The organism is Actinokineospora diospyrosa (genome assembly GCF_024171925.1).
GTDB classification, from domain to species: domain Bacteria; phylum Actinomycetota; class Actinomycetes; order Mycobacteriales; family Pseudonocardiaceae; genus Actinokineospora; species Actinokineospora diospyrosa.
In genome coordinates, this window is the sequence record NZ_JAMTCO010000004.1 from 297,370 (window position 1) to 324,065 (window position 26,696).

Sequence of the window (26,696 nt, forward strand, 5' to 3'; positions counted from 1 at the left end):
ACTGTCGTGATTCCTTTCATCGCCAAGTCATGCCTTCCAGGTGTCAAACGTAGATTTGCCGGGGTCTTGGTACGGCGGCGGCCCGCAAGTGCGGTGACCGGACGTACGGCCGATGGGAGAAACGGGCGAGATGGGTGGTGGCGTGTGTGGATCAACGTCCTTGAGCGTTGGCGCTGTCCACGAGTTCTTTGTCTCTGGCGTCTCGTATGAGCTGTTCGGCCGCGAAACTGTCGCGGGCGTTGGCGAGAACGGTCAAGACGAGGATGGCGGCGTGTTCGGATACCGGGGTCACGACACGGCCGTCGAGGATCAGCGGGCCGCCACCGCCGGTGACGACGCGCCAACCGGGTCGGCCGTCATTGTCGGTGCCGTAGTAGCTACCGACAAACCGCCCGTCACGGGTGACGATGCCATAGCGGGTCTGTCGGGTGCCGGTAGGGCAAATGTCCACTGTGGTCACTTCGCATCCGTTCTCGACAGTGCGATGGATGCGGCCGTCGTCGGAATACTGGTGCGTGATCATTGGGTCGAGTCCGATCGGATTGTGTTGGCACGTGCGCGATCGAGTGCGCCTTCCAGGTCGGCAAGACGCTCGTCGTCGAGCGAGACGGCGATCGACACGGTTACCGCGCCCCAATGCGTCCCCGTCCGGTCCACGGCGTGTGGTTGGCCGCGTGATGTCACGCTGACCCGCGCCTTGCCAAGCCATTTCACCTCGCCGTCCCACCCCGACCAGTGGTCCCAGGCGTACGAGCGACGGGTCTCGACGTGCGGTTCCTCGGTGAACACGCGGGCGATCCTGGTGACGGCGCCGATGGCGCGTTCAACCGCGAGTCGCGTCGCGAGATCACGTCGACGTGCGTCCGCGAGTAGTTCGGCGTAGCCATCCAGTTTGTCGATGATCATCGCGGCGGCGTCGGCGGGTTTGGTCGCGTAGGAGATGAACACCCATTGAATCGTCTTGGGGGTGTAGTGATCGCGTAGGTGTTCAGGGCACGTGGGCTTGATCATGAACGACCACTTCCGACCCTCGCGCGCCAGGTGTACCGCCAGGGTGGCGCCACCAGTGGGTGGGACCAATTCGGGGTATCCCGTGGGCTGCCAACGCCCATTGTGCCACTTGACCGGCTGGGCGTAGGACCATCCGCCGGGCAATTCGGCCGCGATACGGACGATCTTCTGCTGGCATCGCCGTTCCTGTTCCGCGATGGTCGACATGGTTGAAGTCCTTGTCATGGTTGGGGTTCGGGGCGGCCCTGGTTCAGTGGGTGGCGCGTAGGGCGGCGGTGGCCGCGCGGCCGATGGCTTGGGCGGTGGTGGTCCATGTGAGATCGGACCCGGCCGCCGGGTGGCCCGTTCCTGCCGTGGCGGGGTCGGTGAGTTGGTGCACGGTCACGCCGTTGAATGGCTGGTCGTGCTCGTTGGTTGTCAGCCACAGCACCGCGCATCCGGACGCGCGCAACCGGTCGATCCGCTTCTTTCCGTCGCGTTGTTCGTCGGTGTCGAAGTGTCCATCTGAGATGATCACCAGTAGGCGCGCGGCGCCGGGGCGGGACAGTCCTAGCGCGCCGTCGAGTGCGTCGGCGGCCGTGGCGATGGCGTGGCATCCGTCATTGGCGGCGAACTCGTTGACATGGGCCGGGTGTGCGCCGGGGTGGGTGATGGGGCGGACCGCGCGGCCGAAGATCACGGTGGCGGTGGTGACGTCCACCGTGGCGTGACGGCCCCCGTGGGCGAGTATCCACGCGGTCGAGGCGACCGCCTTGCGTAGGTGTCCCATGGACCCGGACACGTCGCACGCCACGGCCAGTTTCAGCGGTGGGGTGGGTACGGCGCGTCGGGTGGTGCGGGTGAACGGTTCGGCGGTGACGTCCGCGCCCGCCGCGCGTTGGGCGTCGGAGGCCAGCACCCCGCGCATCCGTAGTCGTCCGGGCGGGAATGGCGACGTTGTCTTCACGGGCACCCGGTCGCGTACGCCGGCGGTGGACAGGGCGCGGCCCAGTACGCGCGCGGCGTTGCGTTCGGCGGCGGTGGGCGGGCGTGTCCCGGTGGTCGCGGTGGACCCCGTACGCCTGGCACGGACCGGACTCGAGAACACGGTGCGCGCGGCCTTGTCCGCGGCCTCGCGGGCGGCGTCCTCGTCGGCTTGGGCCGCTGCCGCGATGGCGGCGGGGTCGATTGGTGTCTCGGTCGCCACCGCCGCCGCGACGGTGGCGGCGGTGGTCGTGATGGCGGTGGCCAGTGCCGACGGCACCACCACGGCGCCGGGCGGGGCGGGGTTCCCGGGACCGCCGCGCGCGGGGGCGGGGTCGTCGGGGTCGGTGCCGACCGCCTGACACCACCGCTGCGCGATGTCGATCATGGTGTCGGCGTCGTCGTCGGCCGTGGCAAGCGACTCCCGCCACAACCCGCGCAACGTGTCCAACAAGGGCGCGCCGAGAATGGTCTCGACCGCGTCCGCGACCGGGGCGGTTTCGGCGGCGGTCAGGATCCCGCCGTCCACCCGGGCCAGGATCAGCGCGGCCGTGTGGGCGGCGTCGGCGGTGGTCATGCGTGGCGCGAGTGCGGGGTCGGTGGCGTCGGTGTCGTTGAGGATCAGGTTCACCGCCGATGCGCGCAACCACAACCGGTCATCGGGGCGACGGCGCACGTGTGCGGCTTCCATGCGCGATTCTTCCAATAACGTCGCGGCGTCGACGATGCCGGGCGGTGTGCCGTCGGGTGGGTCCCACACACTGTGGGCGGCGTGGGCGCACTCGTGGGTCAGTAGTCCCCACGCGGTGGCGTAGCGGCCCCGGTCGAACGGGTCGGCGGGGTCGACGGTCGCGGGATCGACACCCAAGTGGACACCGTCGACCTCGATCAACGCGCGAGTCGGGTAGAAACAGGCCGGGGCACCACCACCGGCGCCGGGCGCGATCGTGACCAACAGGTCATCGCGGTCGGCGATCACGCCGACTTCATCGGCAAGCGCGGCGGACAGGGTCAGCCACTCGGGGCGTGCGGGAAACACAGCGGTGCCGGTCGCGTTGGGGTCGAGTGCCACGTGCACGGTCATCGTTTCGTCCTTTCAGGACAACAGCAAGCGGGGCGGGGGCGTGGTGGGGCCGATGGGGATCGGGCGCCGTTTCTAGGCGCGGGCACCCAGGGCAAGGGGTTCCACGGTGGTACCGAACACCGCGCGTACCACGGTTGCCACGGTGTCCCGATCTTCTTCCGGCGCGATCCCGATCAGATTGCCGGCGGCGGCTTTCTCGCCCAACGCGGCGGCGATCTTCTGATATGCCAGCAACTCACGCAGTTGCGGCACCCACCCGATCTCGCCCTTGGTCTGCCGGGTGAACAGGTTCCGCGCCACTTTCACCGCGCGGGGGTCGATCCCGAGTTCGGCGGCGAGATCGTAGTCGGTGGACACCTTGATTTGAGCGGAAAACCGGGATGCGAGCGCGTCCGACAGGATCGCCCCGTGAACACCCGGGTTGTGTCCGGCGACCACGTAGAACCCGGGTTCGGCGGTGATGATCTCGCCGCCGTTGGCCTTGATCACGATTTGCCGGCGGCCGTCCATCGCGGGGTACACCACGGCCAACACCGTCGGCGGGATGATCGTGGCGTCGTCGATGAACAACACCGCCCCCGCCCGCATCGCGCGGATCAATGGCCCGTACACGAAAACATAGCGGCCGTCGTCGGTCTTGGTGTAGTCACCCACGAAATCGGCGACCACCGTGTCACCATCCCCGGGAACGGTTTCCAGATCAGGGAAAGCGGCCTCGATCACCGACGTCTTGCCGGTCCCCGGCGGCCCGTACATCAGCGCCGGGACCCCCGCGTCGCGTAGGCGCCGCAACGCCGTCACGTCCGGCATCCCCGACAGCTTGCGCGGGTGGTACGCCGCGCCGTTCGGGCGCGTGATCGGGCCGGTCACGGGTGCGGCGGGCGGTGTGGACACGGGGGCGGATGGGGCCGTGGGCGCGGGTGTCGTGGTGGGACGTGGGCGCGGGGTGGTGGGTGGTGCGGGCACGATGGCCGCCGCCGCCACACCGGCCGTGGTCGGGGTCGCTTGGTAGGTCAACGGCGCGGTCGCGGTGATCATGGCGTGACCCTGATCGGCCAACGTCTGTAGCGCGTTGCCGACCGCCCCCGACGACCGGCCGCCCAGCTGGACGGCGATCGCGCGCGGGGTCATCGCCGTGCCCGTGTCGGCGAGAACTTTCGCGACCATCGCGCGTAACTCGCCGTTGCGCAGTCGGGACGGTGCCGCGACGCCGGCCGGCGCGGGTGGTGTTGGGGTGGTCATCGCGGTGGTCCTTTCACGGCCGCGCTACAAAATCGCGCGCATTGTCCGAGGATTCCTTGGGCCATTTCCGGGTTCGCATTCAGCGGGACATGGCTCGCGCCGGGGGTGGTATTCGTTGGGGTTTTCATTTCCCTGGCGATACGTCAATTATTGCTCGACCCCGGGCGGTGTGCAATAGATTCGCCGACCCATTTTCAAGACTCTTTTCGGGTGGGCGCCTAAATGGTGATCGGAAATGCGTCCCGCGACACCAGAAACCGATGAATGGGGTGAGCGGTGCGCGTTCGACGACCATTCGCGGTGTTCTCGCAGGTCGGGGCGACGAGACCGAGGGGGATCGGCCCGCGAGCCGGAGGGCGCGCTCGCGCGCTCTCCGTTTCTTCTTTTCAAATAGATTATCAATGGGGGCACATGAAACGTGAGATACGGAATTAGGGAAGAATGGAAGAAGTGGTTGGTAATCGGGGGGCGGTCGGTCAACTGGAGCCGGGCCGACCGCGGACATGGCCGCACGCCGCCCCGATGTGTCCACCGGCTTGCGGACAAGCCAGTCTGGGAGACCATCGGATCCCCCGGTACGCCCGCCCACCAGCGTCTTCGTCCGGACGTGGGGGTGGCGGTCTAGCGGGATCCCCGGTCGGATACCCGAGCGGATCCCCGGTAGGACCCCCGAGTGGACGTCACTGTGCGCGCAGTCGATCTCGATTCCGCTACTCGGAGTAGTGGTATAGGTGCAGAAATATGATGCACAGGTACCCCGTTTGACGTAGCGTCTGAGGCTCGGCGCGCCCCGGTCGGGGGAGGCGGGTCGTGGCGCGCCCAGGGCGGTGGGCACGTGTGACGGCAACGGCGGCGCGCTTGAGTGGCACGTGGCCGCGTGAGACGACGGGCGCGGCCTGGGGGTCGGGTCAACGCACATGGGGAGGCGCGATGGCGGAGCGGGACGAGAGACTGCTGCGCGGGTTGTACGACCTGAAGAATCTTTTCGGCGACAAGTGGACGGCGGCGATCCTGGTCGCCCTGCGGGGCGGTCCGCTGCGTCGGGTAGAGATTCTTTCCACGGTCAACCTGTATTCGATCGACGAGAACTGGTCGGATAAACGCGCTGTTTTGCAGGATAGCATTCTTGCGCGCGCATTGAAAAAGATGCGTCAGCAGGGTGTCATCATCCGTGAGAGCAACCAGGCGACTTTTCCGCCGGAAGTCACGTACTCGTTGAGTCCCGAGGTCACCGCAGCACTGGATCTGGCGGAACCGTTACTCTGCTGGGCGGAGGAGAACTCGACTCTTCTCGCGCGAGCTCAGGCTCTCGGTCGTCAGAGCGCGAACACGGCGGGGCCCGGAGAGGTGTCCGCGATCGGCGCGCACAAGACTTTCCCCGCGCAGGGTCGACGCCCCTTCCGCGCGGAGGGCTCGGTCGGCTGATCAACCCGCACCGCGGCATAAAGGGTGGCGTTATCTCGGGGACGTGTCGAGGTCAGCTCGCCAGGGTGTGGTCCCGACCGGGTTCCCAGGGGGTACCGGGGTTGTCGGCGCGGTCATGCCGGTGACGTAGGCGGGTGGCCAACTCGACGGTGTGCGCGGTCGGTCGCTCGTCGATCTCGGCCAGCCGGGTGGTCAGGAGCCCCAGGGTGCGGCCGATCGCGTCGAGCTGCCCGAGGTGGGCCTGCAGGCGCATGATGTCGCGGTAGAGGGCCTCGTTGTGCGGGTCGAAACTCCGCGCCATCTCCAGCAGGTCCATCGTCTGCTGTGGATCGTGCCCGACCAGGGCGCGGGCGAGCGCGGCGACGGCGTCGATGGCGTCACGGCGGATGGCCTCACGCGCGGTCTCGATCCACTCCGTGCTCGCCCCGTCGGCCAGCGGACCGGCATAGCTGTCGACCACCGCCCGGTACGCCCGCACACGGTCCTGCTCGGTCGCGGCCAGGCGGCGGGCGGTGACCGCGCCGGCGAAGCGATGGAAGTCGACCTCCACCAGGTCAAGGTCGAGTTGGTAGCGGCCGTCGCCGACGATGACCACGTCGGACAACGCGCCCTCGGTCGCGGTCGAGACCGCGCCGCGGATCCTGCTCAAGGACGTGTTGAGCGCGTTGGTCGCCCGTTCCGGCGTGCTGATGGGCCACATGGCGGCGACGAGCGCTTCCCGGCTGACCCCGTCGGTGTGCAGGGCGAGGAAAACCAGCAGCTCGCGGATCCGCGGCGGGAACGCTGAGGTGACCTCCACTTCCTCGCGGGTCTCGGGGCGCCACCACAGTCGAGGTGGTCCGAGGACGCTGATCCGTATCGGGGACGGGATCGCCGCCTGGCCGTCACGGGTGTCCACCGTGTCCTCGGCGGACACGGTGCATGTGCTCGGCGCGTCGCCTACGGGTCGTGGGTGCTCGTGTGAGGCGGGCGAGATGTCCGTGTCCAGGATCTCCAGCACCGTGTCGCCCGACGAGTCCTTTTCTGACGGTTCCCCACCCGCGGGGCCCGCGACGCCGAGGTCGTCCGCCGCCCCCGGGATGTCGGGTTCGTCGGCTGGTCCCGGACGAGGGTGCGGGACCGCGGCTGCTCGGTGTTCGAGGTGGGTGTCGCGGTCGGCGTGGTGCAGCAGGGCGAGCAAGTCGCCGGTGTGGTCGTCGCCGAGGCGGAACACCCGCACTCCCCGCAGTGGTTCGCCGTGGCCGGGGTTGGTGGTGGAGATGACGCCGTCATCGCGGACGTATGCGGTGATCCCGGGCGACCACTGGCCCAGCAACAGCCCGGTCACTCCGAGGTCGACCCCGATGTCCAGCACCGCCTGTAACCGGGCTGTGTGCCGGGTGGGGGCGTGCGCGATCAGGATGAGTGGCGGGAACCGACGGTTCGTGCCGTTGAGCCGGACCAAGGTCTGGGCTTCCAGTTCATCGAGCGCGGCGTCGAGGTCGGCCACCACACACAACGCCGCGGGCAGCGGGCCGCGGGCGGCGTAGCGGCCGAGCACGCTGGCGAGGTCGGTGGCCGGGACGATCACGCGCGCCTCGCCACCGGCGAGGGCGGTGACCAGCAGGGCGCGGGCCGCAGCAGGCGCGCCCGCGCCGAGGAGTCCCAACCCGTGCGCCGCGGCCAGGTCCAGCGCGAGCTCCCGCCCGTCGCGCACCCCCACCGGCACCGCCGTCGACGCGGCGCGGCCCCCTCCGGTGCCGGGGATGACCGGGAACGTCGCGATGTGCGGTGGTCGGAGGGGCGGGTTGTCGGTGAAGGGGTCGTCGTGGTCGGCGCGCAGGTGGGCGAGCCGCAGCCCGTAGACCACCGGGGCGACGGGCAGGTCGGTGCGGTCGCCGCTGCCGGGCCGGTAGCGGCGACGGTGCCGTCGGCGGGCGACCAGCAGGGCCGCGCTGACCGCGGCGGCGAGCCCGAGACCGACGAACACCTCCTCGCCCCACCGCACTCCGGCCTCGCCCGCGGATGCCGGTGGCGTGGCGAGGTCGTGCGGCGCTGGAGCGGGTGCGGTCGTCGGGGCCGCCAGGATGTCCTGGGGCGCCTGCCGAGCAGGCGTCGATGGCATCGTGGGCGTGGTCGGTGGGAGCGGGCTCGGCGAGGTGACGGGTTCCGGGGTCTGGTCGGCAGCGGGTGGGGTGGGTTGCTCGACAGGCGCGGCGGCCAAGGGGGACGGGAGGAGCAGTTCCTCGCCGGGGAACACGAGGCTGGGGCAAGTCAGTCTGCCGCCGCCTGGTTGGGGCTTGCCCTTGTTGAGTTCGTAGATCTCGGGCCACCGGTTCCCGTCGCCCAGCTCCCGTTCGGCCATGCGCCACAGCGAGTCGTGCTTCCCCGTGGCCGGGTTGTAGGGCAGCACCACGGCCGACCGCGCCGCGGTGGACGGTGAGGCCGCGGTGAGGGTGTGACGGGCCGAGGTGTAGGCGGCCAGGCGAACCCCCTCGGTCCCAAGGGCGGCGGGGGTCTGCTGTCCCGGCAACGTGGTGGCCGCCACCGCGGGGACTGGTGCGGCCGTGGGTGTGCTCGCGGCGCCCGTGCCGGTGCGTTGGCCCAGCAGGGAGATCAGGATCGCTCCGACCAGGACGGCCGCGACCCGGTGCACCGGCCCGGCCGCGGACAGGTCCGGCAGTCGCGTGTCGCGGGCGATCACGACCGCGACACGCGCCACGTCGAGGGTGAACAGGGCCCACACCAGCCACGCCGCGCACGCGAGCACGTCGAGCAGGAACCCCGCGCTCATCGGGCCGAGCAGCACGCCCTCGATCTCCGCCCAAGACGGGACATGGTCGGGCAACGGCCAGCCGACGAAACGGGTCAACGCCCACGGCAACCCACCCACCAACGCCGTCACCATCACCGCGGCCAGCAGCCCGCGCAGCAGGCTCGCGACCGCGGCGACGGCACGGCGTCCGCGCCGCGCGGGCGCACCACGGCGAGAGGGATGTGCTCGCGTGCTCATGGTGGACTCGATTCGTGGGGCCCGGGGTGCGATGACCGGGCGGTTGGTGGTGCTTTGACCAGGGCGGCTAGGGCGTCGCGGCCCGCTCCTTCGGATCGAGGGGAAGGTCGGTGGCGGATTCGGCGGGGCTGGTGCGCGGGTCGAGTGAGGGCTTCTTGCGTCTGCCGCCGCGGACGGGTTTGGCGCCAGCGAGCCACGCGGTGAGGTCGGCGGCCTTGAGGCCGGTGAACGAGGCCAGCTCGTCGATGTCGATGATCTCCGCGGTCTCGGCGAGGATGTGGCCGAGTTCGCGCTCGACCCCGTCGAGCTGCTCGACGATCGCGGCCCGGCGCTGGGCGAGCTCGCCGACCTGCTCGGCCGCGGCGGCCCGGCGGGCGCTGCGGGACGTGTCGGCGTCCTCGACGCGTCGCCTGATCTCCTCGGGTGTGAGCATCGGTGGTTCCTTCCGTCTCGTCCCCACCCCGGGAACCGGGCGGGGGTGGAACTGGGCAAGAGGGCACTGGGGTGGTGTGGTCACCCGCGTTGGGGGTGGGCGCTTCCCTGGCCGTGGACTTGGAACGACCCGATCCCGACCAGTCCGAGCAGTTGTGTGCGCTGGACGGCGGTGACCGTGACGGTGACGGTGTCGCCGGTGACGGTCACGGTGCCGGTCGCGCCCTCGGCGGCCAGGTGGGCTTGCGCGTTGGCGGCGGCCTGGGCGGGGACGAGGCGCAGGGTGCCGGTGCCGCGGTAGGCGGTGAGGTCGATGGCCTGGGCCCCGGCCCTTGCCGCGGCCTCGGCTTGGCCGGTCGCCCGGACCTTGGCCGCCAGGGCGAGGCCGCCGTCGAGGGTGAGTCCGGCCAGGACGAGGATGCCGGTGACGAGCACGACGACGAACGCGGTCACCTGCCCCCGATCGGCGGCCCACCACCGTCGCCACCGGACTCTGTTGGAGCGTTTCATGTCCGGGTCCCGGTGGTGAGGGTGGCGCGCCACAGGTCGACCGGTTCGACAGCGGTGGCCGCCAACTGTCGGGGGGGAACGCCGAGCAGGAGCGCGCCACCGAGGTCGACCTCGCAGGACACGGTCACCGCGACCGTCCCACCCGGACGCATCCCGCCCGTCACGGTGCTCACCACCAACGAGCGACACACCACCCCCGCCGACGCCAACGCGGTACCCGCCGTCGTCCGGGCGGCAGTGACCGCGGCGGCCGGTGTGCGTTCGAGGCTCGCGGCACGGGCGGCTTGGTGGGCGGCGTCGTCAATCCGCATCCGCGCGTCGACACCCCGGTGGATGACCACGCCGACGAGCACCAGCAGCATGATCAGCAGCGGTGCGGCGATGGTGATCTCGGCCGCCACCGACCCGTCGTCGGCGCGCCACCACGACACCCACTCCCGCCGCCGGAACCGTCGCCGTGCCGCGTGGTCGGTAGAGGCCGGTGGTCTGGGCATCGGGTTTACCTGCCTTCCAGGTCGGGGACAACACGTTCGACGGGCCCCGCGGCCTCGGCTCGCACCGGCAGGCTCAGGAACGGCACCACCACGGCCGCGGTCCCGGTGACCCGCACCGAGGCCGAGACAGGGCCGCGGTCGGCGGCCACTGTGGCGTTGTCCAGCGGTCCGGCGGCGAGTTGGTCGAGCAGTTGCCGCGCGCTGGCGGCCCCGGCCGCGGCGGTGCCGTTCTGGGCTCGCGCGACGGCCAGGCCCTGCGATGCCGCGGCCTGGGCGAGGTGGGTGGCGTGCGACCACAGCGCGAACTGCACGATCGCCAGCAGCATGAGCAGCAGTAGCGGGGTGGCGATCACCAACTCCGCGCTGACCGCCCCCCGGTCCCCGCGAACCGCTCGCCGCACCCGGCCAGACCAGCCACCTCGATCTCGCCCGGCCACGGCGTTGCCGGTTGTGTGCGTACTGGTCACATGGTGATCCCGGTGGCTTTCTCGGTGACCTTGCCGACGATGATCGCGATCACCGCGATCGCGGCCACCACCAGCAGGGCGGTCACCAGGACGGCCTCGGTCGAGTACCCGGCCTCGGGCTCGCGGCGCAGCCGGTCCCAGCGGGCGAGCAGCACTGTCCACATCGCCTGGAGTTGTGTGTGCATGGTGTTGTCCTTCCCAGTTGTCCACGAGCAGTGGATCGCGGTGGTTGTCACAGTCCATTGAGGACCTGCGTGAGTGCGGGGTAGGTGATGAAAGCGAGGAAACCGAGGAACAGCACCATCACCGGCAGGCTCAGCCGTTCGGTGGCGGCTTGGGCGTTGCCCTCGGCCTCGGTGATCTGGTGGGTGCGCAGGGCCTGGGCCTTGGCCGCGAGGGAGGCGCGGACCCGGGCGCCCTCGGTCCCGGCCAGGCTGACCGACGCGGCCAGCTCGGCGAGCTCACCGACGTCCAACTCCTCCCCGAGCTGCCGCAGCGCGGCCCACGGGGTGAGGCGGGTGAGGCGGGCGGCGTCGAGGGCGCGGCCGAGCTGCTCGAACGCCCACCCCCGGCCCACGAGAACCGAGTCACCCAGGGCGGAGTCGACGCCCATGCCCCCGGCCAGTGTGATCCACACCAGGTCCAGGTAGGCCGAGAGCGCGTGGCGGAACCCGGCCCGCAGCTTCGCCGTCTGGGCGCGGGCGTTGAGGTCCGGGGCGAGAAACCCGACCACACCGAGCACGAGGCCGGCGACGAGCGGGAACTGGACTCCGAGCCCGAGCCCGGCCAGGGCGAGGACCGCGCTGGCCAGGGCAGGGAGCAGGAGCCCGGCCACGGCGAGGACCGCCTTCTCCGCCAAGTGCACCGACACCGAGCGGCCCGCGACCGCGAGGTCACGCGCCACCTTCCGCCCGGGCAGACCGAGCGCGCGCAGGGCCGGGACGGCGGGTCGACCCAGGCGCACGGCCCAGCCGGTGTCGTCGGTAGTCAGGATCTGCGCCGGGGCGACCGGCGCGGTGGCGGCGGCCAAGACCGCGCCGAGCGCCGGACGCGGCGGGACCAGGTACACCGTCAGCGCCCACAACCCGGCCCCCGCTCCCAGGCCGAGGGCGATGGGGGTGATCACGATCGGCCTCCCTGCGGTCCTGCCGCGGCGGGGAGAGCCGGGTCGATGGGTTCGGTGGCAAGGAAGCGGTCGGGTTGTTCGACTCGGACGACTCGGGTGAGCCAGGCGAACCCGGCGGCGAACAGGCCACCGATGCCGAGCAGGACGAGTTGGCCGGTGGCGGTGCCGTAGGCGGCCATGTAGTCGCGGTTGAGCACGACCAGCGCGGCGGCGAACGCCAGCGTGGTGCCGACGATGACCCGCACCGAGGTGCGGGTGCGGGCGCGCCCGGCGTCCACCCGCATCCGCATCGCGGCGTGCCCGCGGGCGGACTCGGCCAGCGAGCCGAGCAGCTCGCCAAGCGCGCGGGTGGGCTGTTCGGCGGCCAGCAGCAGCGCGGCCACCACCAAATCGCCGACCGGGTCGTCCAGGCGCTCGCCCAGACGCCGTAGCGCGGTCGTGAGGCGATCGCCGCCCTCGAGCCCGGCGGCGAGCTCGCAGACCTCCGCTTGGATCGCCGCGGGCGCCAGCTGCGCGGTGGCGAGCACGGCCTGCTCCAGACCGGCGGCGGCGGAGAGGGTGTCGCGCAGCATCTCGGTCCACGAGGCGATGGCCTCGATCCGCGCCACCCGCCGGGCGTGCTCGGGGTCGCGGCCCAGCACCCGCGGCAGGAACCACGCCGCGAGCCCCGCCAGGACAGCGCCGACGACCCAGCCGGTGAGTGCACCGGTCACCGCACCGGCCGCGGCGGCGATCGCGACGCGCGCGAGCCGCCGTGGATCGCCCGCCGCGCGAGTGCGGAGTCGGCGTCGCCGGGGTGTGGTGCCTCGCCAGCCCAGAACGATCAGCAGGACACCAATCCCGGTGCCCACCCCGAACAGGGCCGCGGCGGCAGTACCTGGTCCCAGGGTGAAGTTCACGGCGTCCACCACCCGTCGGGGTCCTCGAGCCACTCGGGGTCGAAACCGGCCTCGATCAGGTCGTCAAGGGTGTCGCCGCGCAGCGCGCCCGCAACCGGCCGGGCCCTGCGGTCCGGGCCGGGGCGGTAGACCTCGTTGGACACCACCTGCGGGCCGTCGGCGCCCACGACCTCGCGCACCGAGGACACCACGCGGGTGCGGCGATCCTCGGCGCGGGCCAGGTGCACGACGAAGTGCACGCTGGAGGCGACCAGGAGGTTGGTGGCCTCCAGCGGAAGCCGTTCGGCGCCTTGGGCGGCGTAGGAGGCCAGCCTGGTGAACGCGATCCGCGAACTGGAGGCGTGCAGAGTGGCCATACTGCCGTCGTTGCCCTGGCTCATGGCGTTGCACATCGGGATGACCTCGGGCCCGCGGATCTCCCCGACGATCACCCGGTCCGGCGACATCCGCAGCCCCCACCGCACCAACTCCGCCTGAGAGACCGCCCCCTCGCCCTCCACATTGGGCTCACGCGACTGGAACGCCGTCACATCCGCATGGACCGCCGCGTCGTGATCCAGCCCCAACTCGAACGCGTCCTCGACGGTGACGATCCTTTCGAGACGATCCATCTCGCTGGCGAGGGCGCGCAGCATCGTGGTCTTGCCCGCCCCCGTCCCGCCGGTGATGAGGATGTTCTTGCGGGCCTTCACCAGCGCGCGCAGGAACGCCTCCAGGCTCGCGTCGATGGTGCCGCCGCGGCGCAGCTGCGCGAGAGTGGCGGTGAGGTAGCCATGACGGCGGATCGACAGCGCGGTCACCCCGCCCGCAGTCAGCCCCATCACCGCGAACAGCCGCTCCCCGCCGGGCAGTTGCAGGTTGACCGCTGGGGAGCCATGGTCGAAGCGCCGCTCCTGGCTGCTGGCGCGAGCCGCCAGCAGCCGCACCAGGTCGGTGAGTTCCTCGTTGGAGGAGGCGATCGGCCCGACCTGGGCCCGGCGGCCGTTGCTGTACTGGACGAAGACCAGGTCGTGGCGGTTGGCGTTGATCGTCTCCACGTCCGGGTCGTCCAACAGCGGCTGCAACCCGGCGAGGCCGAACAGTTCGTTGACGACCTCGTTGAGTACGCGTTGCTCGGCCTCGCGCGTCGGCAGCTGGCGGCCCGCGGCCAGCTCGTCCTCGGTGTGCGCACGCAACGCCTCGTCGAGGATGAGCTGGGCCAGCTCGCGACGCTCCTCGCGGGTGACGGTTGCCCCGGTGTGTTCCTGCTGGTCTGCCACCCGTTGGGGCAGCTCGGTGCTCAGCCGCTCCCGCAGGGCCCGCCGCAGCCGCAGCAGCGCCGCGGACGGATCGGCCTCGCCGCCCTCGGTGTCCCACCGCGGGTCGGCGGGCCCGCCGAGAGTGCCCAGTGCGGAGCGGGTGTGCGGCAGCGCCGCGAGGTGGTGGTGGTCGGTGGGGTTGGTCATACCTGCTGCCCTCCGGAATGGATGGGATCGGCCTCGCGAGCGCACGCGACGCCGACGCCGACGCCGCCCGTGGTTGCCGCGTCGTGTGTTTCCTGCTCGGACACCGGCGGCTGGTGGCGCGCGGCGAGGTCGGCTGCGAGCTGGGAAGCGAAGCGCCCCAACGCCGATCGCGTCGGACCGGTGCGCCGCCAGCGGGAGGCGCCGCGCTGACCGCGAAGGACGGCCGCGCCTTTCGGGTCGTGCGGCACGTGACCCCACGGGGGGACGCCGAGTTCGCGGGCGATCTCGGTGCTGGAGTAGCCGTCGCCGATCAAAAGGAGCATCGGGTTCGGGCTCCACCTGCTGATCACGGGCAACCGGCGGGGCAGGTGCGCCAGGTCGTCGGCGCCCGCGCGGGTCAGCAGCACGACCGCGTCGCTGGCGGGCACGATCGGCAGCGTCGGGGACCCCGGGTCCAGTCGACCGGCGTCGACGACGACCACGGTGTCCTGCTGTTCGGCCGCGGCCCGTAGGCCACCGAGTCCGCTCGCGGGGTCCGGGGCCAGGGCCGCCAGGGCGGCGCGGGCTTGGTCGGCGTCCGGTGGGGCCGCGACCACCGGCAACCCGCCGGGTAGCTGTTGGGTGTGCCGCCACACCAGGTCCGGGTCGTCCCCGGCGCGCCGCGCGGCGGCGGCCCACGACACCAACCCCGGGGTCGACAACAAGGAGAACCGCAGGGCGAGGTCCCCGCCGGACGGGTCGGCCTCGACCAACACCGTCCTCGCCGGAGCGGGCCAGCGGGCGGCCAGGGCCGCGGCGAGGGTACTCACCCCGGGCGAGCCCTTCAACGACAGCAGCGAGATCAGCATCAGCTGCCCCCGGCCGCGAGCATCACGATCGACACCTGGCCCGCCGGGACCGCCGCGACCTGCCGGGCCGCCGTCTCCGCCAGCTGCACCGACACCACCGTCTCCTGCCCACCGCTGGGCTGGGTATTGACGCTGGTCACCACCGCAGGCCACACCACCCCACCCGTGGTGGGCGGCGTGGTCGCGGTCCCGGTCGGGCCGGGCACGAACACCACCGACACCCGCGCACCGGGAGAGACCTCGGCCGGGAACTGTCCGGGCTTCAGGGCGAGCGCGGCGATGGCCTGGCCCGCGGCCGGGACCGCGGCCTCACCGACGGCCTCGGGGGTGAGCAGCGTCCCCGCCGACAGGCTCGTGGCCATCGGACGACCGACCACCGTGGCCGCCTGGTCCACCGGCACGACCGCGACGCCGGGGTCGACCGCGACGTTGACCTGCCGCAGATCCTGCGCGGCGAGAACTTGCCCCACCGACACCGCGCGGGCCAGGGCGAGCACGGGCTGACGGTCACCTGTGCGCAGCGAGATCAGCACGAAAGCACCGACGCAGACGAGTACGAGCAGCACCCCGAGCAGCAGGTACGGGACGCCGCGTCGGCGTCCGGGGGTGCGCAGCCGCGAGGCCGCGGGTTTCTTGCGGTTCTCGGCCCAGCGGCCGTCGCCCGCGGTCGCGGATCTGCCGGTATCGGGGCGGAGCGTGGTGTTGGCAGACATGCCGAACCTCCAGAAGGCATGGGGGTGGCGCGCCGCGACGCCGACACCAGCGCGCGGTACGGAGAGTTGAAGGTTGTGTGCGGTGGGTCAGGCGGTGGTGGTCAGCCGCCGCCGTTGTTGAGGACCTGCGACTCGGCCACCCGGAACGCCGCGGTCCCGGTCGTGGTCATGTCGGGGAACGTCCCGCCCTGGCCCGCACCGGACCAGGAGATTCGCCAGTGCACCGTCGCCGACACCGCGTATGCCTGCCCCGGCAGGCTCGTGGACGAGCGTCGGTAGACGTGACCGCACGTCGGTGAGGCGGCGGTCGGGTCGGCTCCCGCCTGGTAGGGCGTGCCGGGGCCGCTGCAGGTGACGGTGGTGCCGTCGCCCATCACCCAGGACACCGAGGTCGGGGTCGCGACCGCGGTCACCGAGACCCCCGGCACCGACGCCGTGGCCGACACCGGCCTCCAGCTGCCGGTCAGCCACATCCACGTCGGCAGGTTCACCAACTGGTCCGCCGCGGGGCTCGCCGCGATCGCGGGCGAGGGCAGCCGCAGCTGCCGGCGCGCGACCCGCGACAGCTCGGCGGGGGACGGCAGCAACGCCTCGCCCGGCGCCTGGCCGTCGGCCATCCACACCGGCGGCCGATACAACCCATGCGCCACACCCTCGCCGTCGCACGTCCACATGTACCAGGCGCCCTCGCCCTGCTGCGCGGCCCGCGCCACGGCAGGGCGGACCATCGCGGCCTGGACGACTCCGCCGGGCGCGGTGGAAGGGCGGTAGGCCGTGCTGATCACGCCCCCGGCCGGAGGCTGGAAGTCGCTGCGCACGTACCTGCACTCGGCCACGCTGTTCCCGCTGCCGCTGCTGGTGTCGCCCGACCCGCCCTGACCACCACCACCCGCACCCCCACCCGGCCGCTGCGGGGAACCGCCGTGCCCGGACGACCCACCCGGCGACCCACCGCCGCCGTTGCTGCCCGCCTCCAGCTCACACGCCGGGGTCGGGATCTGCCCACAGTCAGTGCTTCCCCAGCCGGTGTCCGCCAGCGCGGGCAAACCAGTCCCGACAAAGGCGAGCGCCGCGACGCCGGCGATGATCGATAAGCGCGTCCTGGTCAGCATGTCCCCACCTCGTGAACGCCATAGTCAGAGATCTTCCATGAGCCGTCGGACTGTTTCTCGGCGATCGCATTGATCGCGTGCCGTCCGCCAGGATCCTTGTCCGCGAGTTCCCCGGTGTCGGCCCGGTATTTCAACCAGTTCGTCGAATCACCACAGTCGGAGACAATGATCTTTTTCGGCTCCGCCGCGGGCTCGGCCGACGACACGGTCGGATTGAGCACCGGCTCGCCCTTGGTCACGAGGCCGTTGTAGTGATCGGCGTACAAGCCCCGCGACAGGTTCGTCAACGCGACCCCCGTCGCATGCTGCCCCAGCTTCGCCGACCGCCAGTCCGAAGTGTGTCCTGCCTCCACGAAGTCCGCCCACATCCCCCGATATGCATCTAGTGCGGCCTCACTAGCAGTCTCAAGCGACAACGAGGCACTGCTTGTGCTCGTCGCCAGAGAGGTCGTCGCCGGACTGATTGCCCTAGAGGCAGGTCCCGTGGAACTCTGCGGGCTGCACGCGACCAAGGTTGCGAAGGCAAGCACACTGACGATCGGGCTGTTGCGCCACGATCGAGCGATCCGCGCCGACATGGACGCTCCCCTCTTCTTTGCCGTCTTGCCTTCTGCGACTCCATAGGTTTACACCCCAGCCCCCGGCCGACGGGAAAGTCGGAATGTGCTGACTTTGAAGTCGGGATGCTCCACCCTCACACCAGTTCACTCGATTGGCCTACGGTCAATGGGCCTTGCAATTCCCGTGCGTGTTACACAGGGCGACCGACTGGCCGTATCGAGCCGAAAGTCGCCACAACGAGTGACAGGGGCGAAAGCCATTGACTTACACGGAATTGATCGCTCTGTGGGGCCTGATCGGCATCGCAAGCGGCGGCGCGTTCGGCGCCGTGACACGAAGCCTGCTGAGCTCAAGATCATTCGGGTGGCGAGCCTGGACGACGTCGGCCGCACTGACCGGCGGCACGTTCGTCCTGTTGGCGTGGCGGATAGACCAACCCCACCTTGTGCCGCCTTTGAGCTATCTCGCCGCGATACTCGTCGCCCTCGCCGCCGTGGACCTAGCGGAACACCGGCTGCCAAGCGCGATCATCCTGCCGAGCTATCCCATCCTCGGCGCAGGCCTAACAGCAGTAGCCATCCTCGACTCCCGCTACGCCAACCTCGCCATGTCCCTGACCGGCATGGTGACCCTCGCCGCGGCCTATCTGACCCTCGCGCTCACCACGAGCGGCCTCGGCGCAGGCGACGTCAAGCTCGCAGGACTCTTAGGACTCACACTCGGTTGGTACGGCTGGACAACCATCCTGACCGGCACCCTCCTCGGCTGGCTGCTGGCCGCGACAGCCAGATTCACCCTCCGCGCAACCCGACACATTGACCGCACAGCGCCAACCCCGCTCGGCCCCCACCTAGGCATCGGAGCCATAGTCGCGTTGATCGTTCTCAACACGAGCTGACTGGCCGCAACACCGGCTTACCACTTCGCGTCTTCACAAACAGCCATCACCGACAGTAGCCAAATCTTCCCTCTTGATTCGAACGTAGGTTCGATGATGAGGTACGGTCCTCACATGAGAAAGGCTCTGAGGTGCGCCGTTCAGTCGCCCGAGACCTAATCATTGCGCTTCTGCGGTAACACACCCGCGCACACAGAGTGACCGACCGCACTGAGTATCCGAGTGGCAGGCGAGCAGATGGTGTTGGAAAGCCCGTACACCCATTGGCAGGGCGATGACCTCCACGGACGGAGTCCGATACTCACCCAGGTTCGAGTTGACCTTGATCATCTGTTTCCCCAGGTCTCCGCCGCCGAACGGTGTGTGGTTGAAACGGGCTTGGACCTGACAGGTCGCGTACCCGGTCGGCTCCATGGTCGCTTCCGCGGCCTGCACGGCACCTGGCTAGGCGTGGTCAACTACGAGATTCGCTACGCGGACAACCGGTCCGATGTGGTTCGTCTGATCGACCAAGTAGTCCCGTTCTCGGCCCTGCGCAGATTCAGTCGCTAAGCCCCTGTTCACGTTCACGGTGAAGTCCACCGCCAACCGGCGGACGCGATCGTGGTCGGGATCGCGGTTGGTTGTGTGGTGGTGGGGTTGAGGGTGGGGGCGAGATGGGTGAGTAGTAGGTGGTGGGCTCCGGCGGTGAGGGCTGTGTGTGTGGCTTGGTCGGGGGTGGTGTGGTGGGGGCTGGGGGTGGTGGTTCCGGCTTCGCAGATGAAGAAGTCTGTGTGTTGTGCGAGGTCGATGAGGGCGTCGCAGGGTCCGGTGTCGCCGGAGTAGGCGAGGTGGGTCGTGGCGTTGTGGATGCGGACACCGTAGGCGGGGATGGAGTGTTGGACGGCGCGGGTGGTGAGGGTGAGGTTTCCGTGTGTGGTGGTGTGGTGGTCGTGTAGTTCATGGGTGTCGAAGATGCTGTCGACGAGGGTCGTGTCGGGGGTGCCGGAGAGCATGTGGTTGAGGCGTTGGGCCCATCCGGGTGGGCCGTAGACCTGGATGCGGGGTGCGTGGGGTGTGTTGAGTGCCCAGTTGGACCAGGCCAGCAGGTCGGCGCTGTGGTCGGGGTGCAGGTGCGAGATCCACAACGCGGTGACCTGTGCGGGCGACAGGTGTTCCTGCAGGGCGGCGAAGGTTCCGGAACCGCAATCGAGCACGATATGGGTGTCGCCCTCACTGACCAGGTACCCAGAACACGGCTGGCCCGGTCGTGGGTAGGGAGTGACACATCCCAGCACGAGGAGTTCCACCGGTCAGCCCACAAGGACGGTGGTGGCGGCGAAGTTCTCGAGTTGGTCGGCCCAGGCCCGCGCGGTCGGGTCGTCACGGTGTGGATCGGTGGCCAGGGTGGCGCGCAGGTCGCGGAGCCTGCGCAGGGCGCCTTCGAGGCGACGAGCGTCGGGCATACCGAGCACAGGTTTCGTAACCTCGATCGCGGCGTGCAGGTCCCTGCGCGCGAGGTGAGTCGAGGCGAGGTCGAGGCGGGTTGCGGCGATGACGGCGTAGTCGAAGGCCCGGTCCTGTTCGTAGCCGTCCAGGGCCTGTTCTAGGTGGGTTCGGGCGTTGCCGTGCTCGCCGATCATGAGGTAGGCGCCGCCGAGGCACCGTTGGCGGTTCATATCGGTGAACAGCACGATCCCGGTCTCCCCGGCGTGCATTTGCTCCGGGACCTTGATGCCGGCGGTCGCGCGCAGGGCGGTGATGTCGCCGAGACGAGCCAGGGCACGGGCGCGCATGACGATCGCACGTGACGCACCGGACCGGGTCGTCGCCAGCGTAAGCGCTTCGGCAGCAAGGGCATCGGCGATCTGCCACTGGCCCGCCCAGAACGCGATGGCGGACTGCACACTGCGGATCCACGACCGCAACTCGTCCTGATCCGCCAACTCCGCCAGCTGCCACGCGGTGCGGGCATGGTCCTCGGCGGCGGCGTTCTGGCCGAAGAAATCGCTGGCGGCAACAGTCAGATACCCGCAAGTACGGGCGGCCAAGGCGTGGAGCGTGCGGGCTTGCTGCGGCCACCTCGGCTGATCAAGCAACCGGAACAACTCGTCCCGAACGTCCCGACACCGCCGCACGACAATCGAGGCCGGTTCCTCAAGAAACTCCTCGGCCAAGCGGAGCACCTCGGCCTCGAACTGTTCCAACACCGCCTCGTGCAACCCGTGTCCCCCGTGACGGCGCGCGAACGCCACGGACTCCGCAGCATCCGCACGGACCACGGCCTCTGGGGTCGTGCTCGGAAGCTCCACCGGGACCAACATATTCCCGGTGGGGGCCTGCCAGGCTTGCCGCTGCCGGGATCGGCTCAGAGCCGCCGCCTGGTGCAACTCGACGAGCGCACCTGCCCCGTCCAGCGCCCGGTCCAGCGCCCGGATCAGATCCGCGGAAGGCAGCCCTCGACCGGCGCGCTCAGCGAGCGACACATACTGGCGGGAGTATCCGATCCGCGCCGCCACCTGGGCGTGGCTGAGCCCCGCCGCGCGGCGCCGGGCCCGGATCTCCTCCGTCAAGCGCGCGATGGCCGGGTCGGCCTGCGATGCAGTCGGGTCGGGTTCGGCGTTCTCGACGCTGTCCACGCCTGGCAGCATACGGACGCCCAGTTGCCCCGCCAGCGCGCTCAGTGGGTCTCGTCGCCCAGACGCAGGAGAGGAACGTTGTAGAGGTCGGGCTGGCGGACGCGGTGCATCGTCGGGGAGACGACCTCGAAGACGAGCATCTCGGTGAGGAACTGGACTCGGGCGCCGAGTAGGTGGCTGGTGTGGGCGGTGGCGCTGTGTTCTTTGAGGCCCACCGACACATGGATGTGGGGCGCCACGCGGTCTTCGACTGGGTCCCAGGCGAGGGTGCCGCCGCCGAACGCTTCGGCGTTGGTGAGGTGGACTTGGCTCCACACTGGGGCTTGCGGGTCGTCGAGTTTGTCGCAGGTGCCGACGATCTGGGCGTCGGCGAAGCCGGCGATGAAGCCGGGGATGTAGCCCTGGCGGAGGTTGTTGTCGCGGCAGAACTGGTCGAGGGCTTCGAAGAAGTCGTCGCCGTGGTCGAAGGTGACGGCGAAGCTGCGGCCGAGGGCGAGTTCGTGGCTACGCATTCCCGCTCCCGGTGAAGACGGCACGGATGGTGTCGTGGTCTTGGCCGGTGGCCAGCAGGCGATGCAGCAGGATCCGAGCCTTGAGCGGATCAAGGAACCCCGCGGGGATGAGGCCGCGGGCCAGCAGGTCGGATTCGGAACCGGGGAAGGCGTAAGTGCGGGCAAGCACTGATCCGGCACCAGTGCGGGAAGCCAGCACAACAGGCTTGGCGGCAGCCAGTTCGGTCAGGATCTCGACGACGCCGACGGGTACATGGCCGACTCCGAAACCGGCGACGACCAAGGCGTCGAAGTGGTTGGCGGTGGCGCGGAGCAGGGTCCCGGTGTCGCCGAGGGTGATGGTGACCAGGCCGACCTCGATTGGATGGTCAGGCGTGCCCTGGACTGTGACGCGACTGGTCGGTCGGTTGAGGATCTGGGGTTGGCCTTCGACGAGGTAGCCGAGCGGACCGCCGTTGGCGGAGACGAAGGTGTGGCCGCTGGTGGAGTGCGTCTTGCGCACGCGAGCGGCGGCGTGGATCTCGTCGGCGAATACCACCACCGCACCCAGACCTCTGGTGGCGGCGCTGGCGGCGGTCTGGATCGCGGCGAGCAGGTTCGCGGGCCCGTCGGCACCTGCCATGGAGGGGTTGCGCATCGCGCCGGTGACCACGACCGGTTCCGGGCAAGTGTGCGCGAGGTCGAGGAAGAACGCGGTCTCCTCAATGGTGTCGGTGCCCTGCGTGACCACCACGCCGTCTGCGCCTGCGGACAGGTGCTTGTCGATCGCGGCGGCCAGCTCGTCGAGGTCGTCGAATGACAGTGAGGCCCCCGGCACGCGTCGGAAGTCGACCACCTCGACATGAATCCCGGTCTCGGCGAGGCCCGGTACCGCTGCCACGAGTTGCTCCGCTGAGAGCGCGGGAACGACACCGCCGCTCGGGGTGGAGGTCATGGCGATGGTGCCGCCGAGGCCGAAGACGACCACGTGAGGCACGGAGGCGATGTCAGGCACGGGTCACCTTCTGCTCGTCCGGGCTGGAGATCGTCGGCAGCCTAGCTGGCGACCTGGGCGACGGTCGCCACGAAGCGGCAAGCCTGATCGACGCCTTCGGTGGACACCAGGCGGCTGCGTGGGGCGGCGAGTCCACTGATGCCGTACTCGCCGATCTCGGCGCATCGGCGGGCGAGCCAGGTCCAGTCGAGGGCGAGGTAGTCGGCGAGGGCACGTAGTCGTTGACCTGGGGTTTCGGCGCCCAGGACGGAGTGGGCCTGGGCGTAGCCGGTGGCGTCGGCGAACTCACGGACCAGGGCCACGGTGTCGGTGACATCGACCTGCCAGACGCCGTCGGCGCCGACCCAGTTGGCGACGATGGCGTTGCGGTGGCCGTCGAAGACAAACCCAGGCAAGGCGGTGTACTCGGCGGCGGTGGTGACAGCGACCGTGATGCCGAAGGACTCCATCAGCGCGGCGGCGAGCAGGAGCAAGATGCGTTCGGCGGGGTCGGAGTCCTTGACAGTGTCGGGCGGGATGCAGAACACCCGAGTGGGACGCTCACCACCAGCCGCCCGGGATTCTCGCAGGTAGGAGTACTTATGTGCGAACAGCAGCCAGGTGCTGGCCTCCTCTCCGCGCTGTTCCCGTGTCCAGAACGCCGGGGTGCCGGTAAGCGAGTCGGTGTGGCGCAGGATGTGGCTGGCGCAGAAGTGGGAGCCCAGCCACATGCGCGACACGGGGCCCAGATCGTGGGCGATTTCCTTGCCGACGGCGGAGCGGGGCAAATCCGCGTAGATGGCGATTTGCCCCCTGCTGTCTTCCAGTAGCGCGTCGTCGTCCAGGAGGGCTTCCTCGATGTTGGCGATGGCCCACAGCACACCGAGAGTGAGGTCGTCCAGCGCGTAGGCCCTGGTCATGAGCAGGCGCGCCTGCTCGGGTGCTCCGGCAAGACGGCGACGGGCTTGTCGGGTGTCGAGGCCGTAGAGGACAGGAGCCTGCTCATCCGGTCCGACACCGATGACAAGGCCGCGGCGGGGGCGACGCACAAACGGGCCGTCGGCGAACCCTTGCGGTACAGCGGCCAAGACCCGGGCGTCCACACTCACCGGGAACGCCACAGCGGGAATGGTCGTTCCGGCGAAGAACCGCCCGGCGGGTGCTTGGACCGCTACCTCGTCATCAGGTCCGCGACCGACCTGCGGTGCTCCAGTGCCGGCTCGATGCACGGTCGCCATGACAGGGGCCAACGCGGTCACCGAGCTGCGGCCGCGTCGAGCCTGCCGGGCCAGCTCGGCGCGCTCCCGCAGCTCCATCAAGGAGCCGCCTGCGGCAAGTGCGCCGTCGAGTGCACGTACGAGGTCCGCGGATGGGAGACCTTTGCGTGGCCTTTCGGCCAACGATACGTACTGGCGCGAGTAACCGACCATGGTTGCCAACTGCGCGTGGCTAAGATCCGCGGCCTTGCGCAAGCGCCGAATCTCCTCGGCCAGCAGGACAACGGAAGGTTCCGCGTCCTGGTCCTGCCCCGCTTCGCCAGTGCGGTCATCAGTCATTGCGGACTCCAGAGCAGACAGAGATTGAGGTGGGGGCAACAGCGGTTCGCGACGCGCTGTCATGGGTTTGCCCCGTTACGTGAGCATAGGGCTCCCTGGTCATATGGCAACCAGCCCAACGGTCTTTGTCCATGGACGGGAGGCCCCGAATGACGATCTCCACTGAAGCAGCCGGGCACGTGACGACTGGTCGTAAGCACCTGCCCATCCTCAGCGACAAGCAACGAGCGGGCTTGCGGCCGGAGTTGTTGGAGGTGATCGAGTACCGCAAGAGCGGGTTGAGCCTGAACCACGTTGTGGGGTGCCCGCTGGATTGTGGGTATTGCGTGCGGCACTTGTTCGACAACTTCGCGATGAAAGTCCCCCGCGCGTTGATGTCCGACGAGGACGCGGTCGACCTTCTGATGGGGCACGCGCACTTCCAGGCACACGTCACCCCGGTGCAGATCTTCAACCGGGCCACGGACCCGATGCTGCCGGTGGTCAAGCCGCACACCCTCGCCACGTTGCGGCTGTTGGACGAACGTGGGTTGACCAATCACGTGCTGGTGATCACCCGGTGGAGGGTCACGGAGGAAGACTGTGCGGTGCTCAATTCGTTGCGAAACCTCAAGGTCACGTTGTTGGTCACGTGGTCGGGCATCGACGACGACAGGGTCGAGCCAGTCGACTCGACCATCGCCGCGTCGTCGTTGAAGATCGCGTTCGAGCACGAGGATCGGTATCGGGTGGTGTTGTACTGGCGGCCGATCGTGCCCGGTCTCAACGACACCGACGAGCACCTGTCCACGGCGCTGGTCGACCTGAGCCGATATGCGCACGCGACGGTGTTCACGGGGTTGTTCTTCAAGGACCAGATCCGCGACTACTACCGGGCCCACGGGCTGCCCGAGCCCTACGAGGATGGGGCACGGCGCAAGATCTTCCCGCAGGACCTGGAACGCCGGATCCTGGCGGCGGCGGGAGCGCGGGGGCATGGGTCGCCGTTGTTCCGCAAGACGAGCTGCGCGGTGGCTTATGCGCACATTGTGGCGGATTACAACGGGCACTTCGGTATCCGCGAACTGTGCGACATCTGCCCAGCCACCCAGTTGCAGCGTTGCGCGACCGCGTGGACGCGGCCCGCGGAAGGCCCGGTGGCCGCGCTGGCGGAGGACCTGGGCGGAAGGTTGGTGGAGATCACCGATCGGGCGATCGTAGTACAGGGGTTGGACGAGCAGCGCCGATATCGGATGCAACACGGGCTCGGCTTCCAGGTCCACGATGTGGCCAAGCCGCACCATCCAAGCAGGCACGGCCGAGCCGACACCGGCTGGGCCTCTCACACGCAGGAGGAGTCGTGACCCATCCCATTCCACGCGTGCTGGCCGGGCAACGCCTCACGGTCGTGGATGTCGAGGGCAACGGCGGCCAACCACCGGAGATCGTCGAAATCGGTGTGCTCGCACTAGATCAGCCATTGCACCCGTCGCGCGTGGCGACGTGGTTGGTGCGGCCGAGGATGCCGATCAGTTCGGTGGTGACGCGCAAGGTCCACGGCATCAGCAACGCCGATGTCGCCGACAGTCCCACCTGGCAAGAGGTGGCCGACGAGATCACGGGTGTGCTGGCCGATCGGGTGATCGTCGCGCACAACGCCGCTGTGGAGCAGCGTGTGCTGGCCGCGCACCTTCCGGGTTGGACACCGCCGTTGGTGCTCGACACTCTTCGTCTGGCCAGGCATGTCTGGCCCGGCCTGGACGGCTATGGCCTGGACCGCCTCATCGTCCACACCGGTATCGACCCAGAGGAGCTTTCGGGTCAGCGACATCGCGCTGGGTTTGACGCGTGGATGACCGCGCGTCTGCTGGCCACGTTGGCCGAGCACTGCGACGACTGGTCTGTGCTGGTGCGTGTCGCGGCATTGCCCGGCTTCGACGCAGCCGAGGGGGGATTGTGGTGAGTGTCGAGCGTCCGGTCATGATCGGCGTGCTGGGCACGCATTCCACCGGCAAGTCCACGTTCCTCGCCCGGCTCGCGCACGAGCTGCGCCGTGACGACATCCAGGTCGCCACGGTCTCGGATTTGGGTGAGCAGGCTCAGAGGATCGGGTTGCCGATCCTGTTCAACCACACCTACGCCTCCACCCTGTGGTTCATCACCCGAGGTATCAGCAACGAACTCGAAGCCTGGCTCCACGCCGACGTCGTGCTGGTCGACCGCGCCGTCCCGGACGCGCTGGGCTACTACCGCGCTGCCCTCGCCTACCGCGGCGAACAGCTGGACGCGGCGACGGTCGCGTCCCTGGAGTCGCTGGTCCGCTCGCACAGCGCCCACTACGACCTGCTGCTGCGGACCACCTTGGATCCTGGTTTGCCGTTGGGGGTCAACAAACGACGCGACCCGAACCTCGACTTCCGCGCATTGGCCGACCAGCACGTCAACCAAGTCCTACACGATCTCGACCTACCGCATGAACTGTTGCCCTCTCACGGTCACCAGGCCGCCCTCGAGCGGGTCGTCGCGTTCACCGGCACCCGGCTCGCCGGTGCGGGAGTGGGGTCATGAGCACCATGAGGGACATCGTGGCCACCGTCGTGGTCGTCGACTGTCCGCTCGGGCAGGTCGCGCGGGCGGTCGATGACCTGAGTTCGCACCTGCCGGCGGAGCAGGAGCCGGGGGTGTGTCCGTTCTGTGTCAACGCCCAGTGGCCGTGCGGCCGTTTCCTCGCAGCGGCGCAGCACATCGCCGGGTGTGGTGTGGACGTGAGCAGTCTCGTGCCGGTGGCCCTGCACCCCGTGCTCTGGCCAGCCACGAAACGCAGTGCGTGAGTCCA

28 protein-coding genes are annotated in these 26,696 nt (G+C 69.7%); 6 read left to right on the top strand and 22 right to left on the bottom strand.

The window, feature by feature from the left end:
• Positions 1-151: 151 nt before the first annotated feature.
• The 4 genes from LV75_RS08470 to LV75_RS08485 form a co-directional block, all read right to left on the bottom strand.
• Entirely contained in the window at positions 152-523 is a 372-nt protein-coding gene (locus tag LV75_RS08470) for a hypothetical protein (RefSeq protein ID WP_253886238.1), read from the bottom strand.
• Positions 520-1,218 (bottom strand): hypothetical protein, encoded by a 699-nt coding sequence (locus LV75_RS08475; protein WP_253886239.1) that lies wholly within the window; start codon positions 1,216-1,218, stop codon positions 520-522. Before LV75_RS08475 ends, LV75_RS08470 begins: the two co-directional genes overlap by 4 nt.
• 43 nt (positions 1,219-1,261) lie before the next feature.
• Positions 1,262-3,058, bottom strand: coding sequence for a vWA domain-containing protein (locus LV75_RS08480; RefSeq protein ID WP_253886240.1), 1,797 nt, complete (start codon positions 3,056-3,058; stop codon positions 1,262-1,264).
• Between the two features lie 72 nt (positions 3,059-3,130).
• Positions 3,131-3,928 carry an AAA family ATPase gene (locus LV75_RS08485; protein WP_308210899.1) on the bottom strand — a complete coding sequence of 266 codons (798 nt, stop codon included), beginning with the start codon at positions 3,926-3,928 and terminating at the stop codon, positions 3,131-3,133.
• A 1,302-nt stretch (positions 3,929-5,230) separates the two neighbouring features.
• On the opposite strand from LV75_RS08485, the gene LV75_RS08490 reads away from it, so the two are divergent.
• Positions 5,231-5,725 (top strand): winged helix-turn-helix transcriptional regulator, encoded by a 495-nt coding sequence (locus LV75_RS08490; protein ID WP_253886242.1) that lies wholly within the window; start codon positions 5,231-5,233, stop codon positions 5,723-5,725.
• A 52-nt stretch (positions 5,726-5,777) separates the two neighbouring features.
• Here the strand turns inward: LV75_RS08490 and LV75_RS08495 are convergent, their stop codons facing one another.
• The 13 genes from LV75_RS08495 to LV75_RS08555 all read right to left on the bottom strand — a co-directional run bounded on the left by LV75_RS08495 (position 5,778) and on the right by LV75_RS08555 (position 17,131).
• Positions 5,778-8,717, bottom strand: coding sequence for a BTAD domain-containing putative transcriptional regulator (locus tag LV75_RS08495; RefSeq protein ID WP_253886243.1), 2,940 nt, complete (start codon positions 8,715-8,717; stop codon positions 5,778-5,780).
• Between the two features lie 67 nt (positions 8,718-8,784).
• Positions 8,785-9,150, bottom strand: coding sequence for a hypothetical protein (locus LV75_RS08500; RefSeq protein ID WP_253886244.1), 366 nt, complete (start codon positions 9,148-9,150; stop codon positions 8,785-8,787).
• An 80-nt stretch (positions 9,151-9,230) separates the two neighbouring features.
• Positions 9,231-9,659, bottom strand: a complete 429-nt coding sequence (locus LV75_RS08505) for a pilus assembly protein TadG-related protein (RefSeq protein ID WP_253886245.1) — start codon at positions 9,657-9,659, stop codon at positions 9,231-9,233.
• Entirely contained in the window at positions 9,656-10,153 is a 498-nt protein-coding gene (locus LV75_RS08510; RefSeq protein WP_253886246.1) for a TadE/TadG family type IV pilus assembly protein, read from the bottom strand. Before LV75_RS08510 ends, LV75_RS08505 begins: the two co-directional genes overlap by 4 nt.
• A gap of 5 nt (positions 10,154-10,158) precedes the next feature.
• Positions 10,159-10,554 (bottom strand): TadE/TadG family type IV pilus assembly protein, encoded by a 396-nt coding sequence (locus LV75_RS08515; RefSeq protein WP_253886247.1) that lies wholly within the window; start codon positions 10,552-10,554, stop codon positions 10,159-10,161.
• A 62-nt stretch (positions 10,555-10,616) separates the two neighbouring features.
• Positions 10,617-10,805, bottom strand: a complete 189-nt coding sequence (locus tag LV75_RS08520) for a hypothetical protein (RefSeq protein ID WP_253886248.1) — start codon at positions 10,803-10,805, stop codon at positions 10,617-10,619.
• Positions 10,806-10,852: 47 nt separating this feature from the next.
• The gene (locus LV75_RS08525) at positions 10,853-11,746 is read right to left on the bottom strand and encodes a type II secretion system F family protein (protein ID WP_253886249.1); all 894 of its coding nucleotides are present in this window, start codon (positions 11,744-11,746) and stop codon (positions 10,853-10,855) included.
• Entirely contained in the window at positions 11,743-12,654 is a 912-nt protein-coding gene (locus LV75_RS08530) for a type II secretion system F family protein (protein WP_253886250.1), read from the bottom strand. The genes LV75_RS08525 and LV75_RS08530 overlap by 4 nt, the downstream gene beginning before the upstream one ends.
• Positions 12,642-14,090 (bottom strand): TadA family conjugal transfer-associated ATPase, encoded by a 1,449-nt coding sequence (locus LV75_RS08535; RefSeq protein ID WP_253886251.1) that lies wholly within the window; start codon positions 14,088-14,090, stop codon positions 12,642-12,644. The genes LV75_RS08530 and LV75_RS08535 overlap by 13 nt, the downstream gene beginning before the upstream one ends.
• Positions 14,087-14,938: a CpaE-like family protein gene (locus tag LV75_RS08540; protein WP_253886252.1), complete on the bottom strand. Its 852-nt coding sequence runs from the start codon at positions 14,936-14,938 to the stop codon at positions 14,087-14,089. The genes LV75_RS08535 and LV75_RS08540 overlap by 4 nt, the downstream gene beginning before the upstream one ends.
• Positions 14,938-15,651: an SAF domain-containing protein gene (locus LV75_RS08545; RefSeq protein ID WP_253886253.1), complete on the bottom strand. Its 714-nt coding sequence runs from the start codon at positions 15,649-15,651 to the stop codon at positions 14,938-14,940. Before LV75_RS08545 ends, LV75_RS08540 begins: the two co-directional genes overlap by 1 nt.
• A 101-nt stretch (positions 15,652-15,752) precedes the next feature.
• Positions 15,753-16,763 carry a hypothetical protein gene (locus tag LV75_RS08550; protein ID WP_253886254.1) on the bottom strand — a complete coding sequence of 337 codons (1,011 nt, stop codon included), beginning with the start codon at positions 16,761-16,763 and terminating at the stop codon, positions 15,753-15,755.
• A complete protein-coding gene (locus LV75_RS08555; RefSeq protein ID WP_253886255.1) occupies positions 16,757-17,131 on the bottom strand; it encodes a hypothetical protein in 375 nt (124 codons plus the stop codon). The genes LV75_RS08550 and LV75_RS08555 overlap by 7 nt, the downstream gene beginning before the upstream one ends.
• 647 nt (positions 17,132-17,778) lie before the next feature.
• Between LV75_RS08555 and LV75_RS08560 the strand changes: the two genes are divergently transcribed.
• Positions 17,779-18,222, top strand: coding sequence for a prepilin peptidase (locus LV75_RS08560; protein WP_253886256.1), 444 nt, complete (start codon positions 17,779-17,781; stop codon positions 18,220-18,222).
• Positions 18,223-18,788: 566 nt separating this feature from the next.
• On the opposite strand, the gene LV75_RS08565 is transcribed toward LV75_RS08560, so the two are convergent.
• The 5 genes from LV75_RS08565 to LV75_RS08585 are packed head-to-tail and all read right to left on the bottom strand — an operon-like array spanning position 18,789 to position 23,881.
• Positions 18,789-19,511 (bottom strand): MBL fold metallo-hydrolase, encoded by a 723-nt coding sequence (locus tag LV75_RS08565; protein WP_308210900.1) that lies wholly within the window; start codon positions 19,509-19,511, stop codon positions 18,789-18,791.
• A 3-nt stretch (positions 19,512-19,514) separates the two neighbouring features.
• Positions 19,515-20,840: a helix-turn-helix domain-containing protein gene (locus LV75_RS08570; RefSeq protein WP_253886258.1), complete on the bottom strand. Its 1,326-nt coding sequence runs from the start codon at positions 20,838-20,840 to the stop codon at positions 19,515-19,517.
• Between the two features lie 41 nt (positions 20,841-20,881).
• On the bottom strand, positions 20,882-21,352 hold the full coding sequence (locus LV75_RS08575) for a PPC domain-containing DNA-binding protein (RefSeq protein ID WP_253886259.1): 471 nt from the start codon (positions 21,350-21,352) through the stop codon (positions 20,882-20,884).
• A complete protein-coding gene (locus LV75_RS35420; RefSeq protein ID WP_253886260.1) occupies positions 21,345-22,346 on the bottom strand; it encodes an asparaginase in 1,002 nt (333 codons plus the stop codon). Before LV75_RS35420 ends, LV75_RS08575 begins: the two co-directional genes overlap by 8 nt.
• Before the next feature lie 41 nt (positions 22,347-22,387).
• A complete protein-coding gene (locus LV75_RS08585; protein WP_253886261.1) occupies positions 22,388-23,881 on the bottom strand; it encodes a helix-turn-helix domain-containing protein in 1,494 nt (497 codons plus the stop codon).
• A 149-nt stretch (positions 23,882-24,030) separates the two neighbouring features.
• Between LV75_RS08585 and LV75_RS08590 the strand changes: the two genes are divergently transcribed.
• Genes LV75_RS08590 through LV75_RS08605 form a run of 4 tightly spaced genes read left to right on the top strand, consistent with a single transcriptional unit; the run spans position 24,031 to position 26,691 of the window.
• The gene (locus LV75_RS08590; RefSeq protein WP_253886262.1) at positions 24,031-25,224 is read left to right on the top strand and encodes a radical SAM protein; all 1,194 of its coding nucleotides are present in this window, start codon (positions 24,031-24,033) and stop codon (positions 25,222-25,224) included.
• Positions 25,221-25,823, top strand: a complete 603-nt coding sequence (locus tag LV75_RS08595) for a 3'-5' exonuclease (RefSeq protein ID WP_253886263.1) — start codon at positions 25,221-25,223, stop codon at positions 25,821-25,823. The genes LV75_RS08590 and LV75_RS08595 overlap by 4 nt, the downstream gene beginning before the upstream one ends.
• A complete protein-coding gene (locus tag LV75_RS08600; RefSeq protein WP_253886264.1) occupies positions 25,820-26,428 on the top strand; it encodes an AAA family ATPase in 609 nt (202 codons plus the stop codon). The genes LV75_RS08595 and LV75_RS08600 overlap by 4 nt, the downstream gene beginning before the upstream one ends.
• Positions 26,425-26,691: a hypothetical protein gene (locus tag LV75_RS08605; protein ID WP_253886265.1), complete on the top strand. Its 267-nt coding sequence runs from the start codon at positions 26,425-26,427 to the stop codon at positions 26,689-26,691. The genes LV75_RS08600 and LV75_RS08605 overlap by 4 nt, the downstream gene beginning before the upstream one ends.
• Positions 26,692-26,696 lie beyond the last annotated feature (5 nt).

Excerpts from the sequence above, each read along its gene's own strand:
- LV75_RS08520 (WP_253886248.1), bottom strand. The coding sequence starts at position 10,805 with ATGCACACACAACTCCAGGCGATGTGGACAGTGCTGCTCGCCCGCTGG.
- LV75_RS08475 (WP_253886239.1), bottom strand. The coding sequence starts at position 1,218 with ATGTCGACCATCGCGGAACAGGAACGGCGATGCCAGCAGAAGATCGTC.
- LV75_RS08575 (WP_253886259.1), bottom strand. The coding sequence starts at position 21,352 with ATGCGTAGCCACGAACTCGCCCTCGGCCGCAGCTTCGCCGTCACCTTC.
- LV75_RS08500 (WP_253886244.1), bottom strand. The coding sequence starts at position 9,150 with ATGCTCACACCCGAGGAGATCAGGCGACGCGTCGAGGACGCCGACACG.
- LV75_RS08550 (WP_253886254.1), bottom strand. The coding sequence starts at position 16,763 with ATGCTGACCAGGACGCGCTTATCGATCATCGCCGGCGTCGCGGCGCTC.
- LV75_RS08590 (WP_253886262.1), top strand. The coding sequence starts at position 24,031 with ATGACGATCTCCACTGAAGCAGCCGGGCACGTGACGACTGGTCGTAAG.
- LV75_RS08545 (WP_253886253.1), bottom strand. The coding sequence starts at position 15,651 with ATGTCTGCCAACACCACGCTCCGCCCCGATACCGGCAGATCCGCGACC.
- LV75_RS08605 (WP_253886265.1), top strand. The coding sequence starts at position 26,425 with ATGAGCACCATGAGGGACATCGTGGCCACCGTCGTGGTCGTCGACTGT.
- LV75_RS08535 (WP_253886251.1), bottom strand. The coding sequence starts at position 14,090 with ATGACCAACCCCACCGACCACCACCACCTCGCGGCGCTGCCGCACACC.
- LV75_RS08480 (WP_253886240.1), bottom strand. The coding sequence starts at position 3,058 with ATGACCGTGCACGTGGCACTCGACCCCAACGCGACCGGCACCGCTGTG.
- LV75_RS08510 (WP_253886246.1), bottom strand. The coding sequence starts at position 10,153 with ATGCCCAGACCACCGGCCTCTACCGACCACGCGGCACGGCGACGGTTC.
- LV75_RS08470 (WP_253886238.1), bottom strand. The coding sequence starts at position 523 with ATGATCACGCACCAGTATTCCGACGACGGCCGCATCCATCGCACTGTC.
- LV75_RS08540 (WP_253886252.1), bottom strand. The coding sequence starts at position 14,938 with ATGCTGATCTCGCTGCTGTCGTTGAAGGGCTCGCCCGGGGTGAGTACC.
- LV75_RS08490 (WP_253886242.1), top strand. The coding sequence starts at position 5,231 with ATGGCGGAGCGGGACGAGAGACTGCTGCGCGGGTTGTACGACCTGAAG.
- LV75_RS08555 (WP_253886255.1), bottom strand. The coding sequence starts at position 17,131 with ATGTGGGCGGACTTCGTGGAGGCAGGACACACTTCGGACTGGCGGTCG.
- LV75_RS08505 (WP_253886245.1), bottom strand. The coding sequence starts at position 9,659 with ATGAAACGCTCCAACAGAGTCCGGTGGCGACGGTGGTGGGCCGCCGAT.
- LV75_RS08495 (WP_253886243.1), bottom strand. The coding sequence starts at position 8,717 with ATGAGCACGCGAGCACATCCCTCTCGCCGTGGTGCGCCCGCGCGGCGC.
- LV75_RS08585 (WP_253886261.1), bottom strand. The coding sequence starts at position 23,881 with ATGACTGATGACCGCACTGGCGAAGCGGGGCAGGACCAGGACGCGGAA.